At 61.3% G+C, this 24,343-nt stretch carries 26 protein-coding genes and 1 other RNA gene; 11 read left to right on the top strand and 16 right to left on the bottom strand.

The features are described from left to right. Window positions 1–96: 96 nt before the first annotated feature. Genes dusB through purH form a run of 3 tightly spaced genes read left to right on the top strand, consistent with a single transcriptional unit; the run spans window position 97 to window position 3,015 of the window. The gene (dusB, locus tag PQQ95_RS12065) at window positions 97–1,164 is read left to right on the top strand and encodes a tRNA dihydrouridine synthase DusB (RefSeq protein WP_408437614.1); all 1,068 of its coding nucleotides are present in this window, start codon (window positions 97–99) and stop codon (window positions 1,162–1,164) included. Then, window positions 1,161–1,394 carry a Fis family transcriptional regulator gene (locus PQQ95_RS12060; RefSeq protein ID WP_007180440.1) on the top strand — a complete coding sequence of 78 codons (234 nt, stop codon included), beginning with the start codon at window positions 1,161–1,163 and terminating at the stop codon, window positions 1,392–1,394. The genes dusB and PQQ95_RS12060 overlap by 4 nt, the downstream gene beginning before the upstream one ends. Before the next feature lie 55 nt (window positions 1,395–1,449). Then, entirely contained in the window at window positions 1,450–3,015 is a 1,566-nt protein-coding gene (gene purH, locus PQQ95_RS12055) for a bifunctional phosphoribosylaminoimidazolecarboxamide formyltransferase/IMP cyclohydrolase (protein ID WP_408437613.1), read from the top strand. A gap of 280 nt (window positions 3,016–3,295) precedes the next feature. On the opposite strand, the gene PQQ95_RS12050 is transcribed toward purH, so the two are convergent. Further along, window positions 3,296–3,535, bottom strand: coding sequence for a hypothetical protein (locus PQQ95_RS12050; RefSeq protein ID WP_408437612.1), 240 nt, complete (start codon window positions 3,533–3,535; stop codon window positions 3,296–3,298). 149 nt (window positions 3,536–3,684) lie between these two features. Between PQQ95_RS12050 and ruvC the strand changes: the two genes are divergently transcribed. The 3 genes from ruvC (at window position 3,685) to ruvB (ending at window position 6,149) form a co-directional block, all read left to right on the top strand. Beyond that, complete coding sequence (gene ruvC / locus PQQ95_RS12045; RefSeq protein ID WP_408437611.1) at window positions 3,685–4,227, top strand: crossover junction endodeoxyribonuclease RuvC; 543 nt, start codon at window positions 3,685–3,687, stop codon at window positions 4,225–4,227. 154 nt (window positions 4,228–4,381) lie between these two features. After that, window positions 4,382–4,963, top strand: a complete 582-nt coding sequence (gene ruvA, locus PQQ95_RS12040) for a Holliday junction branch migration protein RuvA (protein ID WP_408437610.1) — start codon at window positions 4,382–4,384, stop codon at window positions 4,961–4,963. Window positions 4,964–5,084: 121 nt separating this feature from the next. Further along, entirely contained in the window at window positions 5,085–6,149 is a 1,065-nt protein-coding gene (gene ruvB, locus PQQ95_RS12035) for a Holliday junction branch migration DNA helicase RuvB (protein ID WP_408437609.1), read from the top strand. A 61-nt stretch (window positions 6,150–6,210) separates the two neighbouring features. On the opposite strand, the gene PQQ95_RS12030 is transcribed toward ruvB, so the two are convergent. From PQQ95_RS12030 to tyrS, 3 genes are all read right to left on the bottom strand, one after another. Further along, window positions 6,211–6,891: a histidine phosphatase family protein gene (locus tag PQQ95_RS12030; protein WP_408437608.1), complete on the bottom strand. Its 681-nt coding sequence runs from the start codon at window positions 6,889–6,891 to the stop codon at window positions 6,211–6,213. 122 nt (window positions 6,892–7,013) lie between these two features. Further along, window positions 7,014–7,472: a D-aminoacyl-tRNA deacylase gene (gene dtd, locus PQQ95_RS12025; protein WP_172160035.1), complete on the bottom strand. Its 459-nt coding sequence runs from the start codon at window positions 7,470–7,472 to the stop codon at window positions 7,014–7,016. A gap of 53 nt (window positions 7,473–7,525) precedes the next feature. After that, window positions 7,526–8,770: a tyrosine--tRNA ligase gene (tyrS, locus tag PQQ95_RS12020; protein WP_408437607.1), complete on the bottom strand. Its 1,245-nt coding sequence runs from the start codon at window positions 8,768–8,770 to the stop codon at window positions 7,526–7,528. A gap of 227 nt (window positions 8,771–8,997) precedes the next feature. Here tyrS and PQQ95_RS12015 point away from each other — a divergent pair, with 227 nt between their 5' ends. Further along, entirely contained in the window at window positions 8,998–10,128 is a 1,131-nt protein-coding gene (locus PQQ95_RS12015; RefSeq protein WP_408437606.1) for an anhydro-N-acetylmuramic acid kinase, read from the top strand. Window positions 10,129–10,214: 86 nt separating this feature from the next. Here PQQ95_RS12015 and erpA read toward each other — a convergent pair whose 3' ends face one another. The 3 genes from erpA to rplM all read right to left on the bottom strand — a co-directional run bounded on the left by erpA (window position 10,215) and on the right by rplM (window position 11,691). Further along, on the bottom strand, window positions 10,215–10,580 hold the full coding sequence (gene erpA / locus PQQ95_RS12010; protein ID WP_007180424.1) for an iron-sulfur cluster insertion protein ErpA: 366 nt from the start codon (window positions 10,578–10,580) through the stop codon (window positions 10,215–10,217). Window positions 10,581–10,858: 278 nt separating this feature from the next. Continuing rightward, the gene (gene rpsI / locus PQQ95_RS12005; RefSeq protein WP_007180423.1) at window positions 10,859–11,251 is read right to left on the bottom strand and encodes a 30S ribosomal protein S9; all 393 of its coding nucleotides are present in this window, start codon (window positions 11,249–11,251) and stop codon (window positions 10,859–10,861) included. Between the two features lie 11 nt (window positions 11,252–11,262). Next, window positions 11,263–11,691, bottom strand: a complete 429-nt coding sequence (gene rplM / locus PQQ95_RS12000; protein ID WP_090686673.1) for a 50S ribosomal protein L13 — start codon at window positions 11,689–11,691, stop codon at window positions 11,263–11,265. A 682-nt stretch (window positions 11,692–12,373) separates the two neighbouring features. Between rplM and PQQ95_RS11995 the strand changes: the two genes are divergently transcribed. Next, the gene (locus PQQ95_RS11995) at window positions 12,374–12,796 is read left to right on the top strand and encodes an OsmC family protein (RefSeq protein ID WP_105509556.1); all 423 of its coding nucleotides are present in this window, start codon (window positions 12,374–12,376) and stop codon (window positions 12,794–12,796) included. A 107-nt stretch (window positions 12,797–12,903) separates the two neighbouring features. Here PQQ95_RS11995 and rnpB read toward each other — a convergent pair. The 3 genes from rnpB to pyrC all read right to left on the bottom strand — a co-directional run bounded on the left by rnpB (window position 12,904) and on the right by pyrC (window position 15,484). After that, window positions 12,904–13,317: RNase P RNA component class A (gene rnpB, locus PQQ95_RS11990), an RNA gene on the bottom strand. A gap of 251 nt (window positions 13,318–13,568) precedes the next feature. Beyond that, window positions 13,569–14,402: a DUF3025 domain-containing protein gene (locus PQQ95_RS11985; protein WP_408437605.1), complete on the bottom strand. Its 834-nt coding sequence runs from the start codon at window positions 14,400–14,402 to the stop codon at window positions 13,569–13,571. 11 nt (window positions 14,403–14,413) lie between these two features. Then, window positions 14,414–15,484: a dihydroorotase gene (pyrC, locus tag PQQ95_RS11980; protein WP_408437604.1), complete on the bottom strand. Its 1,071-nt coding sequence runs from the start codon at window positions 15,482–15,484 to the stop codon at window positions 14,414–14,416. Here pyrC and PQQ95_RS11975 point away from each other — a divergent pair. Both PQQ95_RS11975 and PQQ95_RS11970 read left to right on the top strand, forming a co-directional pair. Next, window positions 15,483–15,641 carry a hypothetical protein gene (locus PQQ95_RS11975; protein WP_408437603.1) on the top strand — a complete coding sequence of 53 codons (159 nt, stop codon included), beginning with the start codon at window positions 15,483–15,485 and terminating at the stop codon, window positions 15,639–15,641. The two genes, pyrC and PQQ95_RS11975, sit on opposite strands and share 2 nt — an antisense overlap. A 32-nt stretch (window positions 15,642–15,673) precedes the next feature. Further along, a complete protein-coding gene (locus PQQ95_RS11970) occupies window positions 15,674–16,603 on the top strand; it encodes a class II glutamine amidotransferase (protein ID WP_408437602.1) in 930 nt (309 codons plus the stop codon). A 221-nt stretch (window positions 16,604–16,824) separates the two neighbouring features. On the opposite strand, the gene PQQ95_RS11965 is transcribed toward PQQ95_RS11970, so the two are convergent. The 6 genes from PQQ95_RS11965 to PQQ95_RS11940 form a co-directional block, all read right to left on the bottom strand. Further along, window positions 16,825–17,550, bottom strand: coding sequence for an amino acid ABC transporter ATP-binding protein (locus tag PQQ95_RS11965; protein WP_408437601.1), 726 nt, complete (start codon window positions 17,548–17,550; stop codon window positions 16,825–16,827). Continuing rightward, window positions 17,547–18,224, bottom strand: a complete 678-nt coding sequence (gene gltK / locus PQQ95_RS11960) for a glutamate/aspartate ABC transporter permease GltK (RefSeq protein WP_408437600.1) — start codon at window positions 18,222–18,224, stop codon at window positions 17,547–17,549. The genes PQQ95_RS11965 and gltK overlap by 4 nt, the downstream gene beginning before the upstream one ends. Continuing rightward, on the bottom strand, window positions 18,224–18,964 hold the full coding sequence (locus tag PQQ95_RS11955; RefSeq protein WP_408437599.1) for an amino acid ABC transporter permease: 741 nt from the start codon (window positions 18,962–18,964) through the stop codon (window positions 18,224–18,226). Before PQQ95_RS11955 ends, gltK begins: the two co-directional genes overlap by 1 nt. An 82-nt stretch (window positions 18,965–19,046) precedes the next feature. Continuing rightward, window positions 19,047–19,940 carry a glutamate/aspartate ABC transporter substrate-binding protein gene (locus PQQ95_RS11950; RefSeq protein ID WP_408437598.1) on the bottom strand — a complete coding sequence of 298 codons (894 nt, stop codon included), beginning with the start codon at window positions 19,938–19,940 and terminating at the stop codon, window positions 19,047–19,049. A gap of 264 nt (window positions 19,941–20,204) precedes the next feature. Then, window positions 20,205–21,518: a Glu/Leu/Phe/Val family dehydrogenase gene (locus PQQ95_RS11945; protein ID WP_408437597.1), complete on the bottom strand. Its 1,314-nt coding sequence runs from the start codon at window positions 21,516–21,518 to the stop codon at window positions 20,205–20,207. Between the two features lie 139 nt (window positions 21,519–21,657). After that, complete coding sequence (locus PQQ95_RS11940; protein WP_408437596.1) at window positions 21,658–22,620, bottom strand: LysR family transcriptional regulator; 963 nt, start codon at window positions 22,618–22,620, stop codon at window positions 21,658–21,660. 313 nt (window positions 22,621–22,933) lie between these two features. Here PQQ95_RS11940 and purB point away from each other — a divergent pair, with 313 nt between their 5' ends. Next, entirely contained in the window at window positions 22,934–24,322 is a 1,389-nt protein-coding gene (gene purB, locus PQQ95_RS11935; RefSeq protein ID WP_408437595.1) for an adenylosuccinate lyase, read from the top strand. Window positions 24,323–24,343 lie beyond the last annotated feature (21 nt).

The following is a 24,343-nucleotide window of genomic DNA, read 5'->3' as shown; positions in this document are numbered from 1 at the left end:
GCTATCCGTTAACGCTAAAATAGCGGTTTTCCCTCGCATTTCGCGAACGCGCCGATTGACAGAATCTGAACAATCGGCTGCTGGCGCGTCCAAGTCATGCCCACTCTCGGCTCCCACAATCTGCGCAATAACCTGTTCGTCGCCCCCATGGCCGGCGTGACCGACCGTCCGTTCCGGCAATTGTGCAAACGGCTGGGCGCGGGCTATGCAGTGTCGGAAATGGTGGCGTCGAATGCGCAATTGTGGAAAAGCGAAAAGACCATGCGCCGCGCCAACCACACGGGCGAGGTCGAGCCGATCGCCGTACAGATCGCCGGCGCCGATCCCGTCATGATGGCCGAAGCCGCGCGCTACAACGTGGCGAACGGCGCGCAGATCATCGACATCAACATGGGCTGCCCCGCCAAGAAGGTATGCAACGTGGCCGCGGGTTCCGCCTTGCTGCAGAACGAACCGCTGGTGCAGCGCATTGTCGAGGCCGTGGTGGGCGCGGTGGGCGTCGGGCCGGATGCCGTGCCCGTCACGCTCAAGATCCGCACCGGCTGGAACCGCGACAACAAAAACGCTTTGACAATCGCGCGTTTGGCCGAAGCCGCCGGCATTTCCATGTTGACCGTGCACGGCCGCACGCGCGCCGACCTGTATCACGGCGACGCCGAATACGAGACCATCGCCGCCGTCAAAGCGGCGGTGCGCATTCCGGTGGTCGCCAATGGCGACATCACGTCGCCGCAAAAAGCCCGTGAGGTGCTCGCCGCCACCGGCGCCGACGCCATCATGATCGGCCGCGCGGCGCAGGGGCGTCCGTGGCTGTTCCGTGAGATCGAGCATTTCCTGCAAACGGGCGAGTTGCTGCCGCCGCCGCGCATCGACGAAATCCAGCAGGTGATGAACGAGCATCTCGAAGATCACTACGCGTTCTACGGCGAATTTACGGGCGTGCGCACTGCGCGTAAGCATATCGGCTGGTACACTCGCGGCCTTTCTAGCGCCAACGTGTTCCGGCACCGCATGAATACGCTGGACACCACGCGCGAACAACTCCTCGCCGTCAACGAGTTCTTCGACGCCCAAAAGGCGATCTCAGACCGCCTCGTCTACGTCGACGAGACGCTCAGTAAGAACGACGGCGAGCCGGACCATACCGACCGACTAGCAGCATGAGCAAGAACAATATCGAACAATCTGTCCGCGACAGCCTGGGCATGTATTTCCAGGATCTCGACGGCTCCAATCCGCATGACGTCTACGACATGGTTATTTCATGCGTGGAAAAACCCCTGCTCGAAGTGGTGCTCGAGCAGGCCGGCGGCAACCAGTCGCTGGCCGCCGAGTATCTCGGCATCAACCGCAATACGCTGCGCAAGAAACTGCAACAGCACGGTCTGTTGTAGTTCGTTGTAGTTTCAGGCGCCCTGCCACGTTTCCCTTCGGCTTTTCGTCTTCATCATGATCAAGCAAGCGCTCATCTCCGTTTCCGACAAGTCCGGCATCGTCGACTTCGCCAAGTCGCTGTCGGACCTCGGCGTCAAGATCCTGTCGACCGGCGGCACCGCGAAACTGCTCGCGGACGCGGGCCTCTCCGTCACCGAAGTCGCCGACTACACGGGCTTCCCGGAAATGCTGGACGGGCGCGTGAAAACGCTGCATCCGAAGGTGCACGGCGGCATCCTGGCGCGCCGCGACCTGCCGGAACACATGGCAGCGCTTGAAAAGCACGACATCCCGACCATCGACCTGCTGGTCGTGAATCTGTATCCGTTCGTGCAGACCGTGTCGAAAGAAGAATGCTCGCTGGAAGACGCGATCGAGAACATCGACATCGGCGGCCCGACCATGCTGCGCTCGGCTGCGAAGAATCATCGCGACGTGACGGTCGTGGTCGATCCGGCCGACTACGCGGTCGTGCTCGACGAAATGCGCGCGAATAGCAACGCGGTTTCGTACAAGACGAACTTCCGCCTCGCCACCAAGGTGTTCGCGCACACGGCGCAGTACGACGGCGCGATCACGAATTACCTGACGAGCCTGACTGACGAGCTGCAACATTCGTCGCGCAATACTTATCCGGCAACTTTCAACCTGGCTTTCGACAAGGTGCAGGACCTGCGCTACGGCGAAAACCCGCATCAGAGCGCGGCGTTTTACCGCGACCTCTCCGTGCCGGCGGGCGCACTGGCGAACTACAACCAGTTGCAGGGCAAGGAACTGTCGTACAACAACATCGCCGATTCCGATGCAGCGTGGGAATGCGTGAAGACGTTCGACGTGCCTGCGTGCGTGATCGTCAAGCACGCGAATCCGTGCGGCGTGGCGGTGGGCGCGGACGCGAACGAAGCCTATGCGAAGGCGTTCCAGACCGATCCGACCTCGGCGTTCGGCGGCATCATCGCGTTCAACCGTGAAGTCGACGAAACGGCAGCGCTTGCGGTGGCCAAGCAGTTTGTCGAAGTGCTGATCGCGCCGTCGTTCAGCGCGGCGGCTCGCCAGGTGTTCGCGGCCAAACAAAACGTGCGTCTGCTGGAAATCGCTTTGGGTGACGGCCATAACGCATTCGATCTGAAACGCGTCGGCGGCGGCCTGCTGGTGCAATCGCTCGATTCGAAGAACGTGCAGCCGCGCGAATTGCGCGTGGTCACGAAGCGTCATCCGACGCCGAAGGAAATGGACGACCTGCTGTTCGCATGGCGCGTCGCGAAGTACGTGAAGTCGAACGCGATCGTGTTCTGCGGCAACGGCATGACGCTCGGCGTCGGCGCGGGCCAGATGAGCCGCGTGGACTCGGCGCGTATTGCGAGCATCAAGGCGCAGAACGCCGGCTTGACGCTGACCGGTTCGGCTGTGGCATCGGACGCGTTCTTCCCGTTCCGTGACGGTCTGGATGTGGTGGTCGCGGCAGGCGCGACCTGCGTGATTCAACCGGGCGGCTCGATGCGCGACGACGAAGTGGTCAGTGCGGCTGACGAGCACAACATCGCGATGGTGTTGACTGGTGTGCGTCACTTCCGGCATTGATTTTTCAGACTGAGCGGTTGGCGGTTGCTTCTTTTTGAAGCGGCGGTCGCTGAGCTAGATTGAATGAAACGGCCCGGTGGAAAATACCACCGGGCCGTTTTTTTTGGCGGCGCCTGGTGGCAAGCCTTGAGTGCCCTCCTTGCTGTGCCCCGCTGTTTCCCCACGTTCTCTGGATGCTTCGTGCGGTTATAGGTCGCCCTTTGGCCACTCGCGTTGGCGGCACTCTTCAGGCGTCTCCGCTGGGCCGCGTGCTTTGGCCGCTTTCCGTTTGCGTCGCGAGTCAGTCGTCCGGGTCCTTTCTCGCGTAACCACCGCTCACGTCCGCGTGCTGGCTGATATAGGTGCTGAGTCCCTGCCCTCGCCGCGCAAGGCGCTTGAGCGTGGCGACATGTTTCGCGCCGACACTTGCCGATGTGTACCAGTAAGTGACGCCCGGCCGGAAGCGGATCGCGATGAAGTCGTCACCGATTTCATAGGCTACGACGCCTGAGTCGCCGCTGAGATTCCGATAACGCTCCATCCGCGATGCCTCCTGTTGGCCCGGTTGCGCCTGTACCGTTCATACCGCAGCAGTTTTTATTCCGCCGGCATCGCGCCGCGCCGCCCGCCACATGGCGCGTTCGTTGTAGTATCGCAAGCACCAAGTTTTTACCGCCTGTGCGGCACCTCATGAGAATTCTCGGCATCGACCCCGGCTTGCGCGTGACCGGTTTTGGCGTGATCGATCAACACGGCCACAAGCTTAGCTATGTCTCAAGCGGCACGATTAAAACCGCCGACGCCGATCTGCCCTCACGTCTCGGCACCATCTTCGAAGGCATTTCGACGCTGATCCGCCAGCATTCGCCGGATCAGTCGGCGATCGAAAAAGTGTTCGTCAACGTCAACCCGCAATCCACCCTGCTGCTCGGCCAGGCGCGCGGCGCGGCAATCTGCGGACTGGTGGCGGGCGGTGTGCCGGTTGCCGAATATACGGCCTTGCAGTTGAAGCAGGCCGTGGTCGGCTACGGCCGCGCGACCAAGGAGCAGATGCAGCAGATGGTGGTGCGCTTGCTCAACCTCTCCGGCGTGCCCGGCACCGACGCCGCCGATGCCCTCGGCATGGCGATCTGCCACGCGCACGGCGGCTCGACCCTGAGCACGCTTGGTGGAATTGCGCCGTCGCTGGCCAAGAAAGGCCTGCGGGTGCGGCGCGGACGGTTGGTGGGATAGGCCCTCAGTTCCAGCCTGCCAGCGCCATGATCCACCACACCATCAAACCGGCTTCCCGCCGCATAAATTGTGGAAACAGCGCGAATCGCGACTACGCATCATGCAGCGCATCCACTGCGCTACACTCGCCCTTTCTCTCAAGATTGAATCCGCCATGATCGGTCGCATTGCCGGCGTTCTGCTGGAAAAAAACCCGCCGCATCTCCTCGTCGACTGCAACGGCGTCGGTTACGAAGTCGATGTGTCGATGAGCACGTTCTACAACCTGCCCTCGACCGGTGAACGCGTCGTGCTGCTCACGCACATGATCGTGCGCGAAGACGCGCATCTGCTCTACGGCTTCGGCACCGCCGAAGAACGCGCGACGTTCCGCGAATTGCTGAAGATCACGGGCATCGGCGCGCGCATGGCGCTCGCGGTGCTCTCCGGCATGAGCGTGCCTGAACTGGCGCAGACCGTGACGATGCAGGACGCAGCGCGCCTGACGCGCGTGCCTGGCATTGGCAAGAAGACCGCGGAGCGGCTGCTCCTCGAACTGAAGGGCAAGATCGGCGCCGACCTGGGGGCGATGGCGGGCGCGGCATCGGCATCCACCCACGCCTCCGATATTCTGAATGCACTGCTCGCATTGGGTTACTCCGAAAAGGAAGCGTTGGCGGCCGTCAAGAACGTGCCGGCGGGCACCGGCGTGTCAGAGGGCATCAAGCTCGCGCTGAAGGCGTTGTCCAAGGGGTGAAAACTCACGCCATAGCCGTGGCGCCGCGTGCGATACGTAAAGCTTCGCACACGACAGCGCGGCGCACACCCTGGCCGTTCGGCCGAGTTTCACAACGGGCGGGGCGCGGTACAATAAACGCATGATCGAAACCGACAAACTCGCCGCCGAGCGCATCATCGCGGCCACGCCCGTCTCGCCGAACGAAGAAGCGTTCGAGCGCGCGTTGCGTCCGCGCCAGCTCGAAGAATATGTCGGGCAGGAGAAAGTGCGCGGTCAGCTGGAAATCTTCATCGAGGCCGCCAAGCGCCGGTCGGAATCCCTTGACCACGTGTTGCTGTTCGGGCCGCCGGGTCTCGGCAAAACCACGCTCGCGCACATCATCGCGCGGGAAATGGGCGTCAATCTGCGGCAAACCTCCGGCCCGGTGCTCGAACGCGCCGGCGACCTCGCCGCATTGCTCACCAACCTCGAAGCCAACGACGTCCTGTTCATCGACGAAATCCACCGGCTCTCGCCGGTCGTCGAAGAAATTCTGTATCCGGCGTTGGAGGATTATCAGATCGACATCATGATCGGCGAAGGTCCGGCCGCGCGCAGCGTGAAGCTGGATCTGCAGCCCTTCACGCTGGTCGGCGCGACGACCCGCGCCGGCATGCTGACCAATCCGCTGCGTGATCGCTTCGGCATCGTCGCGCGACTCGAGTTTTATAACGCTGAAGAACTGGCGCGCATCGTCACGCGTTCGGCGTCGTTGCTGCATGCGCAGATCCACCCGGACGGCGCATTCGAAATCGCCAGGCGCGCACGCGGCACGCCGCGAATCGCGAACCGGCTGCTGCGCCGCGTGCGCGACTTCGCCGAGGTGAAAGCGGACGGCAACATCACTGCGCAAGTGGCGGACGCGGCACTCAAAATGCTCGACGTGGACGCGGTCGGTTTCGACCTGATGGACCGCAAACTGCTCGAAGCGATTCTGCACAAGTTCGACGGCGGCCCGGTCGGCGTCGACAATCTGGCAGCGGCGATCGGCGAAGAACGCGACACGATCGAAGACGTGCTCGAGCCGTACCTGATCCAGCAAGGTTACCTGCAGCGCACACCGCGCGGCCGCGTCGCCACGCTACTCACGTACCGGCATTTCGGTCTCGCCGCACCGGACGCTTCGAGCCCCATCTCCGGCCTGTGGGATGCGGCCGCGACCTGAGCCGTCACGCATCTGACAACCGGCAGCTGGCACGCGGCACTACACGCTAGAACTGCGTTGTTTAACGGCCCGGTTCCGGCACTCTTCTCTTGAAGCTATCGTCATCGCTCGGCGCGTCGAGATGCGACACGTCCGCCCACGATACGATCGTCGCGTTGCTGGCGTCGTCGGCATAATCCACCACGTTGACGCTCGTGTTCAGCAACGCGTAGTCGCGCGGCGCTTCGAGTGATAAACCGCACGCAAAGCGGCGCACGCAATCGAGCACACCGCCATGCGCGACGACAGCGATCCGTCCACCCGGATGCGCGGCCACCAGCGGCTCGATTGCATGCAGCACGCGGTGATAAAGCGTGCGCTGCGATTCGCCTTCAGGTGGCGCGAAACCCGGATCACGGGTTTGCCAGTGCGCGTATTCATCGGGAAAACGAACGGCGATCTCGTCACTGTCATGTCCCTGGAATGCGCCGTACGAGCGCTCACGCAACCCTTCACGCAGTTGCAGCGGCAGACCGAGCGCGTCGGCGATCGGCTGCGCGGTTTGCTGGGCACGTTGCAGATCGCTCGAGTAGATCGCGTCGAGCCGTGCGCCCTCTTTCACCTCATTCGCGATGCGGCGTGCAAGGCGTTGTGCCTGCGCCAAGCCAGTCGTTGCGAGTGGAATGTCGATGTGACCTTGAATGCGCTTGATGCGGTTCCAGTCGGTCTCGCCGTGGCGGATGAACAGAATCTGCGTGGTCATGGGATGAGTGTGGGCACCAGTAGCCGGTTATGCCGAGCCGCTATTGTCGCAAAAAGCGGCTGGAGGAGTGGATGCGCGCCGCCGCTTGCACCTTGCGGCGGCAGTTGAACCTCAAGTGAACTTCAAGCGTTCGTCTGCAGCCAGAACGTGACCGGTCCATCATTGACGAGCGAGACCTGCATATCGGCGCCGAACTCGCCTGTCTCGACGATTGGGTGCTTTGCCCGGGCGGCCGAGACGAAGTAATCGAATAAGCGCTTGCCCTCGTCGGGCGGTGCGGCGGGCGTGAAGCTGGGGCGCAGGCCGCTGTTGGTGTCGGCAGCCAACGTGAACTGCGAAACGAGCAGCAAGCCGCCTGCGCGCCCGGCGCCGTCGAGATTCTGCACGGAGAGATTCATCTTGCCGGCCGCATCGCTAAAGACGCGGTAGCCGAGCACTTTGGCGAGCAGCCGGTCGGCTGCGGCCTCCGTGTCGCCGCGTTCGGCGCATACGAGCGCGAGCAGGCCCGCCTCGATTGCACCGGTCACGCGGTCGCCCACGCGCACTTCCGCGCGCCGCACGCGCTGGATCAGCGCGATCATCGGCTCGACTCCGAATGCAATGCTCGAGTCACCATCGTGCTATTGCCGAGCTATCAAGCCGTCAGCGTGACACGTGCAAACCGGCGCTTGCCGACCTGCACGACGTACTCGCCGGCTTCGACTTTCAGGCCCTTGTCGGACACGGTCGTGCCATCGATCTTCACGCCGCCCTGTTCGATGTTGCGCAGCGCCTCGCTGGTGGACGGCACGAGATTCGCCTGCTTGAGCAACTGGCCGATTGCGAGCGGTGCGCCCGCAAGCGTGACTGACGGAATATCGTCCGGCACGCCGCCCTTCGCGCGATGATTGAAATCTTCGAGCGCACGTTCGGCATCGGCTTGCGAGTGAAAACGCGCGACGATTTCCTGACCGAGCATCACCTTGAAATCGCGTGGATTACGGCCCGCCTCGATTTCCTTCTTGAAGCCGGCGATCTCGTCCATCGGACGGAACGACAGCAGTTCGAAGTAACGCCACATCAGCACGTCGGAGATGCTCATCAGCTTGCCGAACATATCGGTCGGCTTTTCGCTGATGCCGATGTAGTTGTTCTTCGACTTCGACATCTTCTCGACACCGTCCAGGCCTTCGAGCAAGGGCATCGTCAAGATGCACTGCTGCTCCTGACCATACTGCTTCTGCAGTTCACGGCCCACCAGCAGGTTGAATTTCTGATCCGTGCCGCCGAGCTCCAGGTCGGCATTCAGCGCGACCGAGTCGTAGCCTTGCATCAGCGGGTACAGGAATTCGTGGATCGAGATCGGCACGCCACCCTGGAAGCGCTTGGTGAAATCTTCGCGCTCGAGAATCCGCGCCACCGTGTAGCGCGAGGCGAGCTTGATCATGCCGTCGGCGCCGAGCGGCATCGACCACTCGCTGTTGTAGCGAATTTCGGTCTTGTCGCGGTCGAGCACGAGTGCGGCTTGTTCGAAGTAGGTCTTCGCGTTCGATTCGATCTGCTCGCGCGTGAGCGGCGGGCGCGTGGCGTTGCGGCCCGACGGGTCGCCAATCAGCGAGGTGAAGTCGCCGATCAGGAAAATCACCGTGTGACCGAGGTCCTGCAACTGACGCATCTTGTTCAGCACGACCGTGTGGCCAATGTGGATGTCAGGCGCGGTCGGATCGAGGCCGAGCTTGATACGCAGCGGCTTGCCTGTCGCCGCGCTCTTCGCGAGTTTTTGCGCGAATTCGTCTTCGATCAACAGTTCGTCGACGCCGCGTTTGGTGACGGCGAGTGCGTGACGGACTTCGTCGGTGATCGGGAAGGCGGGGCTGGGCTTGGTGGACTCGGTGGTCATGCTGGAAACGTGAAGTCGCGAAAAAAGGAGATTGTCCCATAGATGCGCGCCGCCGCGCCCACTGACTCGGCCGCAAGCGCGCACCCGACGCATGATTTCGGCCGGATGGGACGCGCGATTGGCAGGATGGGACGCGCGATTGGCATCGCGACGCTTTATATTCGGCCGCGCTTGCGCCGATAATCTGCTAAAACAGATCGCAACAAATCATCGAGAGGAGCAGCAACGTGGCGCAAGACCCCGCAGACGGCGTCTACTTTGGATTGATGTCCGGCACGAGCATGGACGGCGTGGACGGTGTCGCCGTCAGATTCGCCAAAGGAAAGCCGCCGGTGGTGTTGGCCGAGGCGTTTGTCGGCTTTGCGGCGGGCCTGCGCGACGCGCTGTTCGCGCTTCAACAGCCAGGGGACAACGAGATCGAGCGTGAAGCGCTGGCCGCCAATGCGCTCGCCACACGCTACACGGTGTGCTGCCATGAACTGCTGGGCGCGAGCCGTGTGCCGGCCGCAGAAGTCCGTGCAATCGGCGTGCATGGCCAGACGGTGCGGCATCGGCCGGAAAAGGGCTACACGCGGCAGATCAACAATCCGGCGCTGCTCGCGGAAATGATGCACATCGACGTGGTCGCCGACTTCCGCAGCCGCGACGTCGCGGCCGGCGGCCAGGGCGCGCCGCTCGTGCCGGCATTCCACGCCACGATATTCGGTGCAAAAAACGAAACGCGGGTGGTCTGTAATCTTGGCGGCATCAGCAATATCACGATCCTGAACGCGACTGGCGGCGTGCGCGGTTTCGACTGCGGGCCGGCAAACGCGCTGCTCGACGAATGGGCGCAGCGCCATCTCGGCAAGCCTTTCGACGAAAACGGCCATTTCGCCGCAGGCGGACAGGTCGATCGCACCTTGCTGAATGCGCTGCTCGACGAACCCTTTTTCTCGCAACAGCCGCCGAAAAGCACCGGCCGCGACCTGTTCAACCCGCAATGGCTGGATGCAAAGCTCCAACCGTTCGCCGCCCTCGCCCCCGCCGACGTGCAAGCCACACTGGTCGCGCTGACCGCGGTCACCGTTGCTCGCGAAATCGAGCGACATGCGTCGGACGCCAAGGCGGTCTACGTATGCGGTGGCGGTGCGCGCAATCCGGAGATTCTGAAAGCGCTGAAACAGGCGCTGGAGGACAGCGGCGTAAGCGGCGTGCCGGTGATGACAACCGACGCGCTCGGCGTCCCGCCGAGCCAGGTCGAGCCGCTGGCGTTTGCATGGCTGGCGATGCGCTGCGTGGCCCGGCTGTCGGGTAATTTGCCGGCAGTCACTGGCGCGGCCGACGAGCGCGTGCTGGGGGCGATCTACCCGCGGTGATCAAAAAGCCTGGATTGAGCTCAGGCAATAAAAAACGGGGCCGAAGCCCCGTTCCTTTTACAACGTGTCGCTTAACCAGCCGGCCATCAAACCGAGAACGACGAGCCGCAACCGCAGGTGGTCGTAGCATTCGGGTTCTTGATGACGAATTGCGCGCCGTTGATGTCGTCCTTGTAGTCGATCTCAGCGCCGACCAGATACTGGTAGCTCATCGAATCGATCAGCAGCTGGACGCCGCTCTTGTTCATGACGGTGTCGTCTTCGTTGACGGCTTCGTCGAACGTAAAACCGTACTGAAAGCCCGAGCAGCCGCCGCCCTGCACGAAAACGCGCAGTTTGAGGTCCGCATTGCCTTCTTCTTCGATCAGTTGCTTGACCTTGTCAGCCGCTGCGTCGGTAAAAACGAAGGGGGCGGGCATCTCGGTCACGGGTGTATCGGTGACTGCGTTCATTCGAACTCTCCAAAAAGCTTCTAACCGCTATTGTAGGGCTGATCTCGATATCGTGCTGAAGCCCACAAAATCAATGGGTTCTTCCAGCAAATTCAATGGCCGGCGCGTTCTACCGCCACCAGCCCGGCTAAGCGGGATATATCGCCGCTTGGGCGACGAGTTCGTTGCGGCAGCACCGAACGCACTGAGCCGCGAACCCATGAAAAAAGCCGCCTTCGCGAAAGCGTTGGCGGCTTTTGCAGCATTCCAGCCCGAAAGCCGGATTGCATCCGAAGCGATTAACGCTTCGAGAATTGCTTCCTGCGACGTGCCTTGTGGAAGCCGACCTTCTTACGTTCGACTTCACGAGCGTCACGCGTAACGAAGCCAGCCTTCGACAGTTCCGGCTTCAGCGTTGCGTCGTAGTCCATCAGCGCGCGGGTGATGCCGTGGCGAACCGCACCGGCTTGACCCGTTTCACCGCCACCGTTCACGTTGACTTTGATGTCAAACGTGACGCCGTGGTTCGTGAGTTCCAGCGGTTGACGCACGATCATCAGCGAAGTTTCGCGCGAGAAGTAATCGGCGATAGGCTTGCCGTTCACAATGATCTCGCCCTTGCCAGCCTTGATGAAGACGCGTGCGACGGCGCTCTTGCGGCGGCCCGTGCCGTAATTCCAGTTACCGATCATGTGGGCTCCCCTTAGATCTCGAGCGCTTTCGGCTGTTGTGCCGAATGCGGATGCGTTGCTTCAGCGTAGACCTTCAGCTTCTTGATCATCGCGTAGCCGAGCGGGCCCTTCGGCAGCATGCCCTTGACCGCTTTCTCGAGCGCACGGCCCGGGAAGCGTTCTTGCATCTTGCCGAACGTCGTTTCATAAATACCGCCCGGGTAACCCGAGTGACGGTAGTACTTCTTGTCCGTAGTCTTGTTGCCCGTGACACGGAGCTTGCCGGCGTTGATAACGATGATGAAATCACCGGTGTCGACGTGCGGAGTGAATTCAGGCTTGTGCTTGCCGCGAAGACGGTGTGCCACTTCGCTGGCGACACGCCCGAGAACCTTATCCGTCGCGTCAATCACGTACCATTCACGCGTAACCTCATGGGCTTTTGCGGAAAACGTCTTCATGATCGATCCAAAAAAATTGCTGCGCCCAATGTATTTTTTCCTGCTTGTAGTGTGCGCATCGAGGCGCGTGCAGGCTCTCCCTGGTTCTTCCTCCGCGGGCGCGGATGCGGAAAAGCTCTGAATTATAAAGGAATTTGTCACGCCGAGTCAAAACTTGCGGGGTTTTGGGCGAGAAGTTGGGCGCGGCGATGGCCGGATAGCGCAATTTGCTCTTCTTCGCGAGCCTCCAAAAGGCATCGGCTGCAGGAAGGTACAAGCGAAAAAAAACCCGAACGAGCGGTTCGGGTTTAATCCACCAAAGGAGGAGGTGGAGGAGACAGCGGAGGTTGCAAACTGCTGCAACCGATGGGATCGATTATATGAGGCGACCTTGTGCGACGCAAGAACATTTGCATTGTGAAATCATATTTCACAATGTGACAGACAAGACTGTAGGCCGAAAACCCGCTGAATTCCTTTTAAAATCAATAGACAAAGCTCTTTTAAGAGATTGCCTAAGCAGACGTTCTCTAGAGTAAAACCCCTAAACCCGTCAGGGCATTCCCGAATCGGCGAAACATGCCGCACCGCAACACGCAAGCCGTCATCGCGCATAAGTTCCGGCGAAAGTCCCTTCGGGCGGACACGCAAACACCGGGCTACAATGCGTTTTCGATATAAGCGCAGCGCGGTGGAGCACAGCATGGAATGCAAAGTGAGCTGGATGGGGCAAGACGGGATGGCATTTGCGGCCGAGACGGGCAGCGGTCATCTGGTCGCGATGGACGGCGCGCCGGAAGGCGGCGGCCGCAATCTCGCGCCGCGTCCGATGGAAATGGTTCTGCTCGGCACGGGCGGCTGCACGGCGTACGACGTCGTGATGATCCTGAAGAAAAGCCGCCAGGAAATCGCCGGCTGCTCGGTCACGCTGAAGGCCGAACGCGCCAGCGAAGATCCGAAAGTGTTCACGAAGATCCACTTCCACTTCACCGTGACGGGCAAGAATCTGAACCCGGCGACGGTAGAACGCGCGATCAATCTGTCGCACGACAAATACTGCTCGGCCTCGATCATGATCGCCAAGACCGCCGAACTCACGCACTCGTTCGATATCGTCGCGGGTTGAGCGCAGCGCGCAGTGGCTTCGCGCAAGTCGCCGCGCATCCAGCCAAACCAGCGCGTCAAAATAAAAATGCCGGCGGTCCTGATGGACGCCGGCATTTTTTTGTTGGGTGGCAAAGCAAGCCGATAAGCCGGATTCTGTGCACGCGCCCCGTCCGAAAACGCGACGCGCGTAGCAGTCATTCCTCTAGGCGCGCCATTACTGACGCGCTCAAGCTTCCTACCCGCAGACGTGACGGGGGCCCCGTCCTGCATCTCGAAGATGCTAGCCTGCCTACTTGGAATTGCTCCGGGTGGAGGTTACCGTGCCGGTCTGCCTTGCAGCAGCCGCGGTGCGCTCTTACCGCACCGTTTCACCCTTACCTGATCCCGGCTTGCGCCGGGCCATCGGCGGTTTGCTTTCTGTTGCCCTGTTCCGCGTGTCGCCACGGATGGCCGTTAGCCATCACCCTGCCCTATGGAGTCCGGACTTTCCTCGCCCTCTTTGACCGAAGCCGCAGAGGCCGCGACTGCCTAGCCTGCTTTGCTGGGGCGCATTTTAACATCTGCAGGGATGGAGAGCCGCGTCGGCGGGAGAAATAGCCGGACGGCGGATGGCCAGGCGTGAGCAATTCGGATCGCGCCGCGATGCTGGGACACCATGCCCGTGCAGCCAGCGAGCGCGCGGCCATCCACCGACGTCGCTCGAATAACTTCACAAGTGGACTGCGAAAGCTTGTCGCGCGCGTAGCCCCAATGAGCCCACTTTCAAGCAATTTCACGCGGACCGACAAGCCCTACCGCGTGCGGCGTCCTGTTCGAAATACGGAGGCATCCTCGTAGAACGCCGGCGCTTCGTTTTCGGGCCACCACCCCGGAATGCCCAGTACGGGCAGCGGCGCGAACATGCGACTCGTCAATGCGTCGGTGCTCAGCAATGCCGTACTGACAGCTTCATCCAGCCATGCGTCGCGCGCCGCAGCGCCCCATTCGAAGTACTCGGACGGCACGTCGACGATCCACGCGTGCCCCGTGCAAGCCTTGAACGGCGCGACCAGCTTTTCCAGCAGCGCATGACCGAAGCAGCGCACTTCACAGCGCACGCCCCAGGCGTCGCGGCGAGCAACCATCAGCGTCTGCCAGTCGAACCCGCACAATGCTGCGCTCAGCGCCGGGTCGGCACAGGCGAACAGCAAAGCGTTTTCGTCGAACAAGGTCAACGTGTCGCGCACGCCGCCGCGGGTCGGGCCGACGCCTAACAAGTCGATCGCCGCCGACTGCCGCGCGTTCAGCGCCGCCTTGATACGCGGAAACGCAAACCACATCGACCCGTTGAAGAAATCATGCAGGTTGTGACGCGTCGGCACGCAACCCGTCGACGCGATATGCGCCTCGTAAGCCGCGCCCGGTGGCAGATCGTCTTGCGCAATGAACGCAAGGCGCTGACCGCGCCCCGTGATCTGCCGCATCTCGCCGGCATCGGCATTCATTTCCGCGAGCAAGGCGGCGTAGCTCGTCAGCGCACCTTGCTGCCAGCGCTCGCCACGCGCCACGAACTGCGCGAACCACGGCCTGGACCAGTCGATATCGGCGAAACCAAAGCCCACGCGCGCTGTCTCTTGCACCTGCATCTAAAGCAAGCTCAGACGAGGCGCCAGCCAATCGACTCACCGCCACGCAGCGGCACAACAGGCGTGTCGCCGACCGGCAACTCGGCCGGCAGCGTCCATTCTTCGCGACGTAACGTGACCTTCTCCTCGCTGCGCGGCAGACCGTAGAAATCCGCGCCGAAGAAGCTGGCGAAGCCTTCGAGCTTGTCCAGTGCACCGGCCTTGTCGAACGCTTCCGTGTAGAGCTCGAGCGCATGCAACGCCGTGTAGCAACCCGCGCAGCCGCACGCGTGCTCCTTCAAACCCTTCGGATGCGGCGCGCTATCCGTGCCGAGGAAGAAGCGCGGATTGCCCGAAGTCGCCGCCTCGACCAGCGCCACGCGATGCGTCTCGCGCTTCAATACCGGCAGGCAGTAGTAATGCGGGCGGATGCCGCCCTGGAAGATCGCGTTGCGGTTGTACAGCAGATGGTGCGCGGTAATCGTCGCGCCCAGCAGCCCCGGCGCCACGCCGGCTTCGCGGATGTAGTCGACGGCGTCTTTCGTGGTGATGTGCTCGAACACCACCTTCAGCGCCGGAAATTCGCGGCGCAGCGGCGTCATCACGCGGTCGATGAACACTTTCTCGCGGTCGAACAGGTCGATCGACGAATCCGTGACTTCACCGTGCACCAGCAGCGGCATACCCGTTTCCTGCATCACTTCGAGCGTTTTGGCGCACTTCATGATGTCGGTGACGCCTGCGTCCGAGTTGGTCGTCGCCCCCGCCGGGTACAGCTTCACGCCATGCACGAAGCCGCTTTCGCGCGCGCGGCGGATTTCGTCGGGCGGCGTGTTGTCGGTCAGGTACAGCGTCATCAGCGGTTCGAATTTCGCGCCGGCCGGGATCGCGGCGACGATGCGTTCGCGGTACGCCGCTGCCATCGCGGTGGTGGTGACCGGCGGCTTCAGGTTAGGCATGATGATCGCGCGGCCGAACTGACGCGCGGTATCCGGCAGGACAGCCGCGAGCATCTCGCCGTCGCGAACGTGCAGGTGCCAGTCGTCCGGGCGGGCGAGCGTAACGGTATCGATGGAATCGAGAGGGGCGTTGGAAGCGGTCATGGAAAGAGGGGAACGAGATTCGGCGGCAAAAAAGCAAATCGGCATGCACAAAGCGGTACAAATCACAACAAATCGCAACGCTAAGGCCGAAACATACGTCAATTTTGCTATTTGGCGCTTCTGGCTCGGTGATATGCTTGGAAAATCATCATTGTAACGGCTCGCCCCGTTCACAGGCTTACCCGCAACATGTGCCAACTTCTCGGAATGAACTGCGCCGCGCCGACGGACGTCACGTTCTCGTTCACCGGCTTTGCGGCGCGCGGCGGCGCCACCGATCACCATGCCGACGGCTGGGGCATCGCCTTCTTCGAAGATAAAGCCTGCCGCCTGTTCATCGACCATCAATCGTCGGCCACCTCGCCGATCGCCGAGATGGTCAAGCGCTACCCGATCAAATCGAAGAATACGATCGCGCATATTCGCAAGGCAACGCAGGGACACATCCTGCTTGAGAACTGCCACCCGTTCATGCGCGAACTGTGGGGACGCCATTGGATTTTCGCGCACAACGGCGACCTGAAAGATTATTCGCCGGCGCTCAATGGTGTCTATCAACCCGTCGGCACGACCGATAGCGAACTCGCCTTCTGTGCATTGCTGCAAGGTTTGCGCAAAGCGTTCCCAGGCTGCCAGCCGCCGCTGGAAGAACTGTTCGCGGCACTCGAAACGCTCACCCGTGAAATCACGCAATTCGGCGTGTTCAATTTCCTGATGTCAAACGGCCAGGCGCTGTTCGCGCATTGCTCGACGCATCTGCACTACATTGTGCGGCGCTGGCCGTTCTCGACCGCGCATCTGGTCGATGCGGACGTGTCGATCGATTTCGCCAAATACACGACGCCGGAAGACCGCGTCGCCGTGATCGCGACCAAGCCACTCACCGATAACGAAGTGTGGACCGCCTTCAAACCGGGCGATCTGATGATGTTCCAACATGGCGAAGTGATCGGCCGGGTCAATGTGCCGGTGCCGGCTTCGGTGCTGGAAAAGCTGCTCAATCCGGCGCTGGACGCGTCGGCTTCGGCAACTACGATCGCGGCTTCGGTTGAGGAGACGATGGCCACGGCCGACGTCGACCTTGAAGCGGCGGATGACGCCGCCGCTTTCGAATCCTGACTTGCGCGCGCGTTAGCGCTAATGCTCGAACGGCTGGAGTCGGCGCCTGCATTCGCGAAATAAAAACCGCCTGAACTGCGGGCACTCTTGCAGAACGTCAGAACGTCAGAAACAAAAAAGCCGCTTCGAAATGAACTGAACCCAAAATTGGACAGTTCAAAGAAGCGGTTTTTTTGCATGGGCCACGCCAACCAGCCCGCGCGGCCCAGCTTGCAATAAGCTCAGTGCAGAATCTTCGCCAGGAAATCCTTTGCGCGATCCGACTTCGGATTCGCGAAGAAGTCTTCCTTCCTGTCGTCTTCCACGATCAAGCCCTTGTCCATAAAGATCACGCGGTGCGCGACCTTCCTGGCAAAGCCCATTTCGTGCGTAACGCACATCATCGTCATGCCTTCCTGCGCGAGTTCGACCATCACGTCCAGCACTTCATTGATCATTTCCGGATCAAGCGCCGAGGTCGGTTCGTCGAACAGCATCGCGATCGGGTCCATCGACAGCGCGCGCGCAATCGCCACACGCTGCTGCTGACCACCCGACAACTGCCCCGGAAACTTGTCCGCATGCGCGCGCAAACCAACGCGATCGAGCAGCTTCAAGCCCTTCGCCGTGGCTTCGTCTTTCGAGCGGCCGAGCACCTTGATCTGTGCAAGCGTCAGGTTCTGCACGATCGACAGATGCGGGAACAGCTCGAAATGCTGGAACACCATGCCGACCTTCGCACGCAGCTTCGACAGATTAGTTTTCTTGTCGGTCAGCGACTGGCCGTTGATGACGATCTCCCCCTTCTGGAACGGCTCGAGGCCGTTGACGGTTTTGATCAGCGTGGACTTGCCCGAACCCGACGGCCCGCACACCACCACCACTTCACCTTTTTTGACTTCCGTCGTGCAGTCGGTCAGCACTTGAAACTGACCGTACCACTTCGAAACATTCTTGATAGAGATCATCTTGCGACCTTTTTCTGAAGACCTTTGACGAGGCTCGACGCGATCACGCAGACCACGAAATAACACGCGCCCGCGAACAGTACCATTTCGACATTCGTACCGTCACGGTCGCCAATATTCGTGGCGGTGCGGAAGAAGTCGGCAAGGCTGATCACGTAGACGAGCGACGTATCCTGAAACAGCACGATACCTTGCGTAAGCAGCAGCGGCACCATTGCGCGGAACGCCTGCGGCAGCACGATGAGGCGCATGGCCTGCGGGTAGCTCATGCCGAGCGCGAACGCGGCGTTGACCTGCCCGCGCGGCACGGCCTGAATGCCGGCACGGATGATCTCCGAATAGTACGCGGCCTCAAACAGCGAGAAAGCGACCATCGCCGAAGCCAGCCGAATGTCGATGTCCGGCGACAAACCCAGCACGTTTTGCAGCACCTGCGGCACGATCAGGAAGAACCACAGCAGCACCATCACCAGCGGGATCGAACGGAACACCGTGACATACGCCTTCGCGAACCATTCGAACGGCTTGAACGGCGAAAGCCGCATGATCGCGAGAATGGTGCCCCAGATAATGCCGATCACGATGGCGATCAGCGTGATCTTGATGGTGACGATGGCGCCGGTCCACAACGTAGGCAGTGCGCCCGGAATACCGCTCCAGTCGAAATGATGCATCACTTACCTCCGATATAGCCGGGCAACCGGGTCTTGTGTTCGACCCAGCGCATGAGTTGCATCACGACCAGATTGATCAGCACATACGCCAGCGTGACCGCGATGAACGACTCATACGTCTGCGACGTGTAGTCGACCAGTTGGCGCGCCTGGGCGGACAGATCCAGCAGGCCGATGGTCGACGCGACCGCCGAGTTCTTGAAGATATTCAGAAACTCGGACGTGAGCGGCGGCACGATGATCCGGTACGCAACCGGCAGCAGCACGTAGCGATACGTCTGCCATTGCGTGAAGCCCATTGCCAGACCCGCGGCGCGCTGGCCCTTCGGCAACGCATTGATGCCCGAGCGAACCTGCTCGCACACGCGCGCAGCGGTGAAGAGCCCGAGACAGATAATCGACGACGAGAAGAACTGCGCGCCCGGCGGCAATTGCTTGAACCAGTTGCCGATCGACGGCGGCAGCAACTCCGGTATCACCAGATACCAGATGAAGAACTGCACGATCAGCGGAATGTTGCGGAAAATCGCGACGTAGAGCGTGCCGATGCCCGACGCCCATTTGTTCGGCACCGTGCGCAGCACACCGAACAACGAACCGACGATCAGCGCGATCACCCATGCCGACAGCGACACGGTAATCGTCACCCAGAAGCCGGACATCAGCCAGCCGAGATACGTAGTCGGCTCGCCGGTGGAGACCGGACTCAGCAGAATGCCCCAGTTCCAGTGATATGACATGACCAAGACTCCAGCAAAAAGAAACGGAAGAAGCGCGCGGCCCCTTCCGTTTCGTTCAGCGTTTCAAAAAAACAGCTAAGGTTTAATCGATAGCCTTGTCATTCGGGCTCTTGTAGAGCGCCTTGATGTCGTCGCTTTCCGGGAAGTTCAGGTTCAGGCCCTTCGGCGGAATCGGCGATTCGAACCACTTCTTGTAGATCTGATCGGCTTCGCCCGAGGTTTCGACCTTCGCGATCGCGTCGTCGACAACCTTCTTGAATTCCGGATCGTTCTTGCGAATCATGCAGCCATACGCTTCATGCGATTGCGGCGTGCCGACGATCACGAAGTCGCCCGGGTTGTTCGACTTGGCGCGTTCGCCCGCCAGCAGCGCGTCGTCCATCATGAACGCGGCAGCACGGCCGGTGGAGAGCGTCAGGAACGACTCGCCATGATCCTTCGCGCTGATGATGTTCATGCCCATGCTCTTGTCCTGATTCATCTTGCGAAGCAGGCGCTCGGAGGTCGTGCCGGCGGTCGTGACGACCGTCTTACCCTTCAGGTCCGCGAAGTCCTTGATGCCGGAGTCTTTCTTGGTCATCAAACGCGTGCCGATCACGAAGATCGTGTTCGAGAAGGCAGCCTGTTGCTGGCGCTCAGCGTTATTGGTGGTCGAGCCGCATTCCATATCGACCGTGCCGTTCTGCACCAGCGGAATACGGTTTTGCGACGTGACAGGCGTGAGTTTGACCTTCAGGTTAGGCATGTTCAGCTTCGCCTTGACCGCCTCCACCACCTTCAGCGCGAATTCCTGCGAGTAGCCGATGACATTCTGCTTGTCGTCGTAATACGAAAACGGGATCGACGATTCGCGGTGCCCCAGCGAAATGACACCCGTGTCCTTGATCTTTTTCAGCGTACCAGCGTCTTGCGCATGCGCGCCAACCGTAAACAGTCCGAGAGTCGCGAGCAGCAGCGCAGCTTTTTTAACCTTCATGTGTGATCTCCTTGGCAAGAACCGGCGCCAGTTTAGCAAAGTAATTATTCTGAAAGTATTGCTATAAACCATGTTGTTGCGCGCCCACGCCGCTACGGAATGACCGCGGCTTAACCCGGCAATTCAAACGCGGCGGAGACGCAAAGGCGGGCGGCATCGATAGGATGCCGCCCGCCGGGTGAAACACGCGGTCTCGTGGACCACGTCATAGCTCGAATTCGCAGCGGTCCGCGCGCTGGCGGACCGCCGTTTTATGCCAATCGATCAGGGATACAGGCCGCGCAATTCACGCGCTTCGAGGATCCGCTTACATGCGACGATAAATGCCGCAGTCCGCACGGACACCTTCTGTTCGCTCGACACTTGCCACACAGCGGCAAATGCTTCGCGCATCACGCGTTCGAGACGCTGGTTGATCTCGTCTTCGGTCCAGAAGAAGCTCGAGAAGTCCTGCACCCACTCGAAGTACGACACCGTCACGCCACCGGCGTTGGCCACGACGTCCGGAATCACGAGGATGCCGCGGTCGTGCAGAATGTCGTCCGCTGCCGTGGTGGTCGGGCCGTTGGCGCCTTCCACGACGATCTTCGTCTTGATCTTGCCGGCGTTCTTTTCGGTGATCTGATTTTCCAGCGCCGCCGGAATCAGGATGTCCGATTCGACCGTCCAGAATTCTTCGTTCGTGACCGCGTCGGCTTCCGGGAAACCGCCCACGCCGCCGTTCTTCGCCACGTAATCCGCCAGCGCGACAGCGTCGATACCCGTTGCCTTGTACAGCGAGCCGGTGTGATCCTGCACCGCGACCAGCTTCGAGCCAGCTTCCTGGAACAGACGTGCCGCAATGCCGCCCACGTTACCGAAACCTTGAACGGCAATCCGTGCGCCTTCGATGTCGACACCAATGCGGCGCGCCGCTTCGGACGCCACCACGAACACGCCACGGCCCGTCGCTTCACGGCGGCCCAGCGAACCACCCAGCGCGATCGGCTTGCCGGTCACGACGCCCGTCGCCGTTTGACCCTGGTTCATGGAGTACGTGTCCATCATCCACGCCATGATCTGCTCGTTCGTGTTCACGTCCGGCGCGGGAATGTCGGTATTCGGTCCGATGATGATGCCGATTTCGCTCGTGTAGCGGCGCGTCACGCGCTCCAGTTCACCACGCGACAACGTACGCGGATCAACGCGGATACCACCCTTTGCTCCGCCGTACGGCACGTTCACAGCCGCATTTTTCACCGACATCCACGCCGACAGCGCCATCACTTCCGACAGCGTCACGTCCTGGTGATAACGCACACCGCCCTTGCCCGGACCACGCGACACGTTGTGCTGCACGCGATAGCCTTCGAAGTGCGCAACCGTGCCGTTATCGAGTTCGATAGGCACGTCGACGATCAGAATGCGCTTCGGGCGCTTGAGGGTTTCAAGCCAGCGGGACAGCGAGCCGAGGTACGGCGCGACGCGGTCGACCTGGCGCAGGTAGTTGCCCCACGGGCCGAGGTCGTCTTTATTCAGGTAGGAAGGAACAGACTGCAACGTTGCTGCGGATTGTGCGACTTGTTGCTGGGATGACATGAACGCTCCGGCGTTGATCGAATAGCAGCATTGTCGAAAAACACCGATTTGAAATCCAATGCCGTTTCCTTATCCGATTATGTTTTTTTTGCATAACCGTTAAGAAGCTGCAAATTCGCGTCGTCAACGAGCAGGTTTTTCAGGCAGCGCCCGCGCCTTGCGCCAGTTCCTCCGACACCACGTCCCACAGCTGCCGCACCAGTATCTGCCGCGCATCGTCGCTCTTTGCCGCGAGCTTGTCGCGATAGAGGCGGATCTCCATGGTCAGCGTGAGCTGCCCTTCGGGTGTGCCTCGGGTCGCGCGATCGAGGCGGATCAGCTTGCCGTCGGCGGTCGCGTCTTCCACCGCGCTGTGCGGCAGGAAGGCGATCCCGTGGCCGGCCAGCGCCATCGCCTTGAGTCCCTCGGCCATGTCGGTCTCGTAGAGACGGTCGAGGTACAGGCGTTCCGGCGCATTGGCGAGGATCACTTCGGTCATGCGGCCCAGGTAGGCGTTCGGCGTGTAGGTCAGATAGGGCGTGGGTGCCCCGGCCGTGCCCGGCAGCGTGTGCCGCGGCCGCCCGGCGCGGCCCGGCGCCGAGAACGGGCTGATCGGTTCGTTGCCGAGCGTGAGCATGTCGTAGCGCGCCGGATCGAGCGCGACCGGATGACTCGGATGGTGATAACCCATCATCAGATCGCAGCCGCCTTCCACCAGCGCCAAAGCCGCGTCGTGCACGTTCAACGCCCGCAGCCGGGTATGGATCGGACCCATTTGCGCTTCAATGCGCTGCAGCCAGCGCGGGAAATACGTGAGCGACAGCGTGTGCGGCACCGCGAATTCGATGGTCGCCTGCGGCGTCGCCGTGTGCCCGCGCAGCAAAGCACGCGCCTCGTGGAACTGCGACAGCATGGCGAGCGCCTGCTCGTAGAAAACCTGGCCTGCCGCCGTCAGCCGCGTCGGGTAAACCGAACGATCGATCAATTCCGTGCCCAGCCACGCTTCCAGCGCCTGAATCCGCCGCGAAAACGCCGGCTGCGTGACGTGGCGCGATTCGGCCGAGCGGCTGAAACTACGCGTTTCCGCGAGCGAAACGAAGTCTTCGAGCCATTTCAGTTCCATGCGAAGCCTGTGCTGCCAGCGGGAGGGAGGAAGTCAGCATTCTAGCGGCGCGGCTGTGACGTGGGGTCCAGCGCCAAACTTGCACGGAACTCGCGTAGAAACAGAGCGCAGAATCTGCGGACCGGAACGGCAAGCGAGGCGTGCACACCCCGCATCTGTCCCGGTCACAATCCGATTCCCACCAAGATCGCCGCCAACTTCGGGCCGGCCGCCGCACAGTGGTAAAATTCGCGCTTCCCTCCGTTCCAGAACTGGTCATTGAGCGCCCTCCGAGCGTTCAACGCCCCAATCCGCCACAACTCGCGCCCCCATCATGTCCGACACCCGCCCCGACACCCTGTTCGCGCTGAACGCGCTCTCCCCGCTCGACGGCCGCTACGCCTCGAAAACCGAAGCCCTGCGCGACTGGCTCTCGGAAGCCGCTTTCATGCGCAATCGCGTAACGGTTGAAATCCACTGGCTGATCGCCCTGTCGCAAGCCGGTTTCGCGGAGGTGCCGCGCTTTTCCGAAGCGTCCGAACAATTCCTGCTGCAGCTGGCCGAGCGTTTCACCGCACACGACGCCGCGCGCATCAAGGAAATCGAACGCGTGACGAATCACGACGTGAAAGCGGTCGAGTACTGGCTGAAGGAATCGGTCAAGGGTCAGGAGGAACTGGAACGCGCGAGCGAATTCATCCATTTCGCCTGCACGTCGGAAGACATCAACAACACGTCGCACGGCCTGATGCTCGCCGGTGCACGTGAACACGTGATCCTGCCGGCACTGCGCTCGGTGCATCAGCGTCTGGTTGCACTGGCTCACGCGCAAGCCGAACAGCCGATGCTGTCGCGCACGCACGGCCAACCGGCCAGCCCCACCACGCTCGGCAAGGAAATCGCCAACGTCGCTGCGCGTCTGGAACGCGCGATCGACCGCATCGCGAAGGTCGAGTTGCTGGGCAAGATGAACGGCGCGGTCGGCAACTTCAATGCACATCTGTCCGCATATCCGGAATTCGACTGGGAAGCGTTTTCGCGCGAAGTGGTCGAGCAACGTCTGAAGCTCACGTTCAACCCGTACACGATCCAGATCGAACCGCACGACTACATGGCTGAACTGTTCGACGCCGTGTCGCGCGCCAACACGATCCTGCTGGATCTGGACCGCGACGTGTGGGGCTACATCTCGGTCGGTTACTTCAAGCAACGCACGAAGGCCGGCGAAATCGGTTCGTCGACGATGCCGCACAAGGTCAATCCGATCGACTTCGAAAACTCGGAAGGCAATCTCGGCCTGGCGAATGCCACGCTGCGCCACCTGGCCGACAAGCTGCCGATTTCGCGCTGGCAGCGCGACCTGACCGACTCGACGGTGCTGCGCAATATCGGCGTCGCGTTCGGCTACTCGCTGCTCGCCTACGACTCGCTGATCCGCGGCCTCGACAAACTCGAAGTGAATGCGCAGCGTCTGAACGAAGACCTCGACAACTGCTGGGAAGTGCTGGCCGAGCCGGTGCAAACGGTGATGCGCCGTTACGGCATCGAGAATCCGTACGAGCAGTTGAAGGAACTGACGCGCGGCAAGGGCATTACGCGCGAAGCGCTGCAAACGTTCGTGAGCGGTCTGGCGATTCCGCAAGATGCGAAGGATCGTTTGCTCGCCATGACGCCGGGTTCGTATATCGGCAAGGCTGTGGAACTGGCCAAGCGCATCGCTTAAAGCAGCACGCTGGCGCGTGGC

This window comes from Paraburkholderia caffeinilytica (assembly GCF_046030355.1).
Lineage (GTDB): Bacteria > Pseudomonadota > Gammaproteobacteria > Burkholderiales > Burkholderiaceae > Paraburkholderia > Paraburkholderia caffeinilytica_B.
This window is presented reverse-complemented; position numbering and strand designations above follow the sequence as displayed.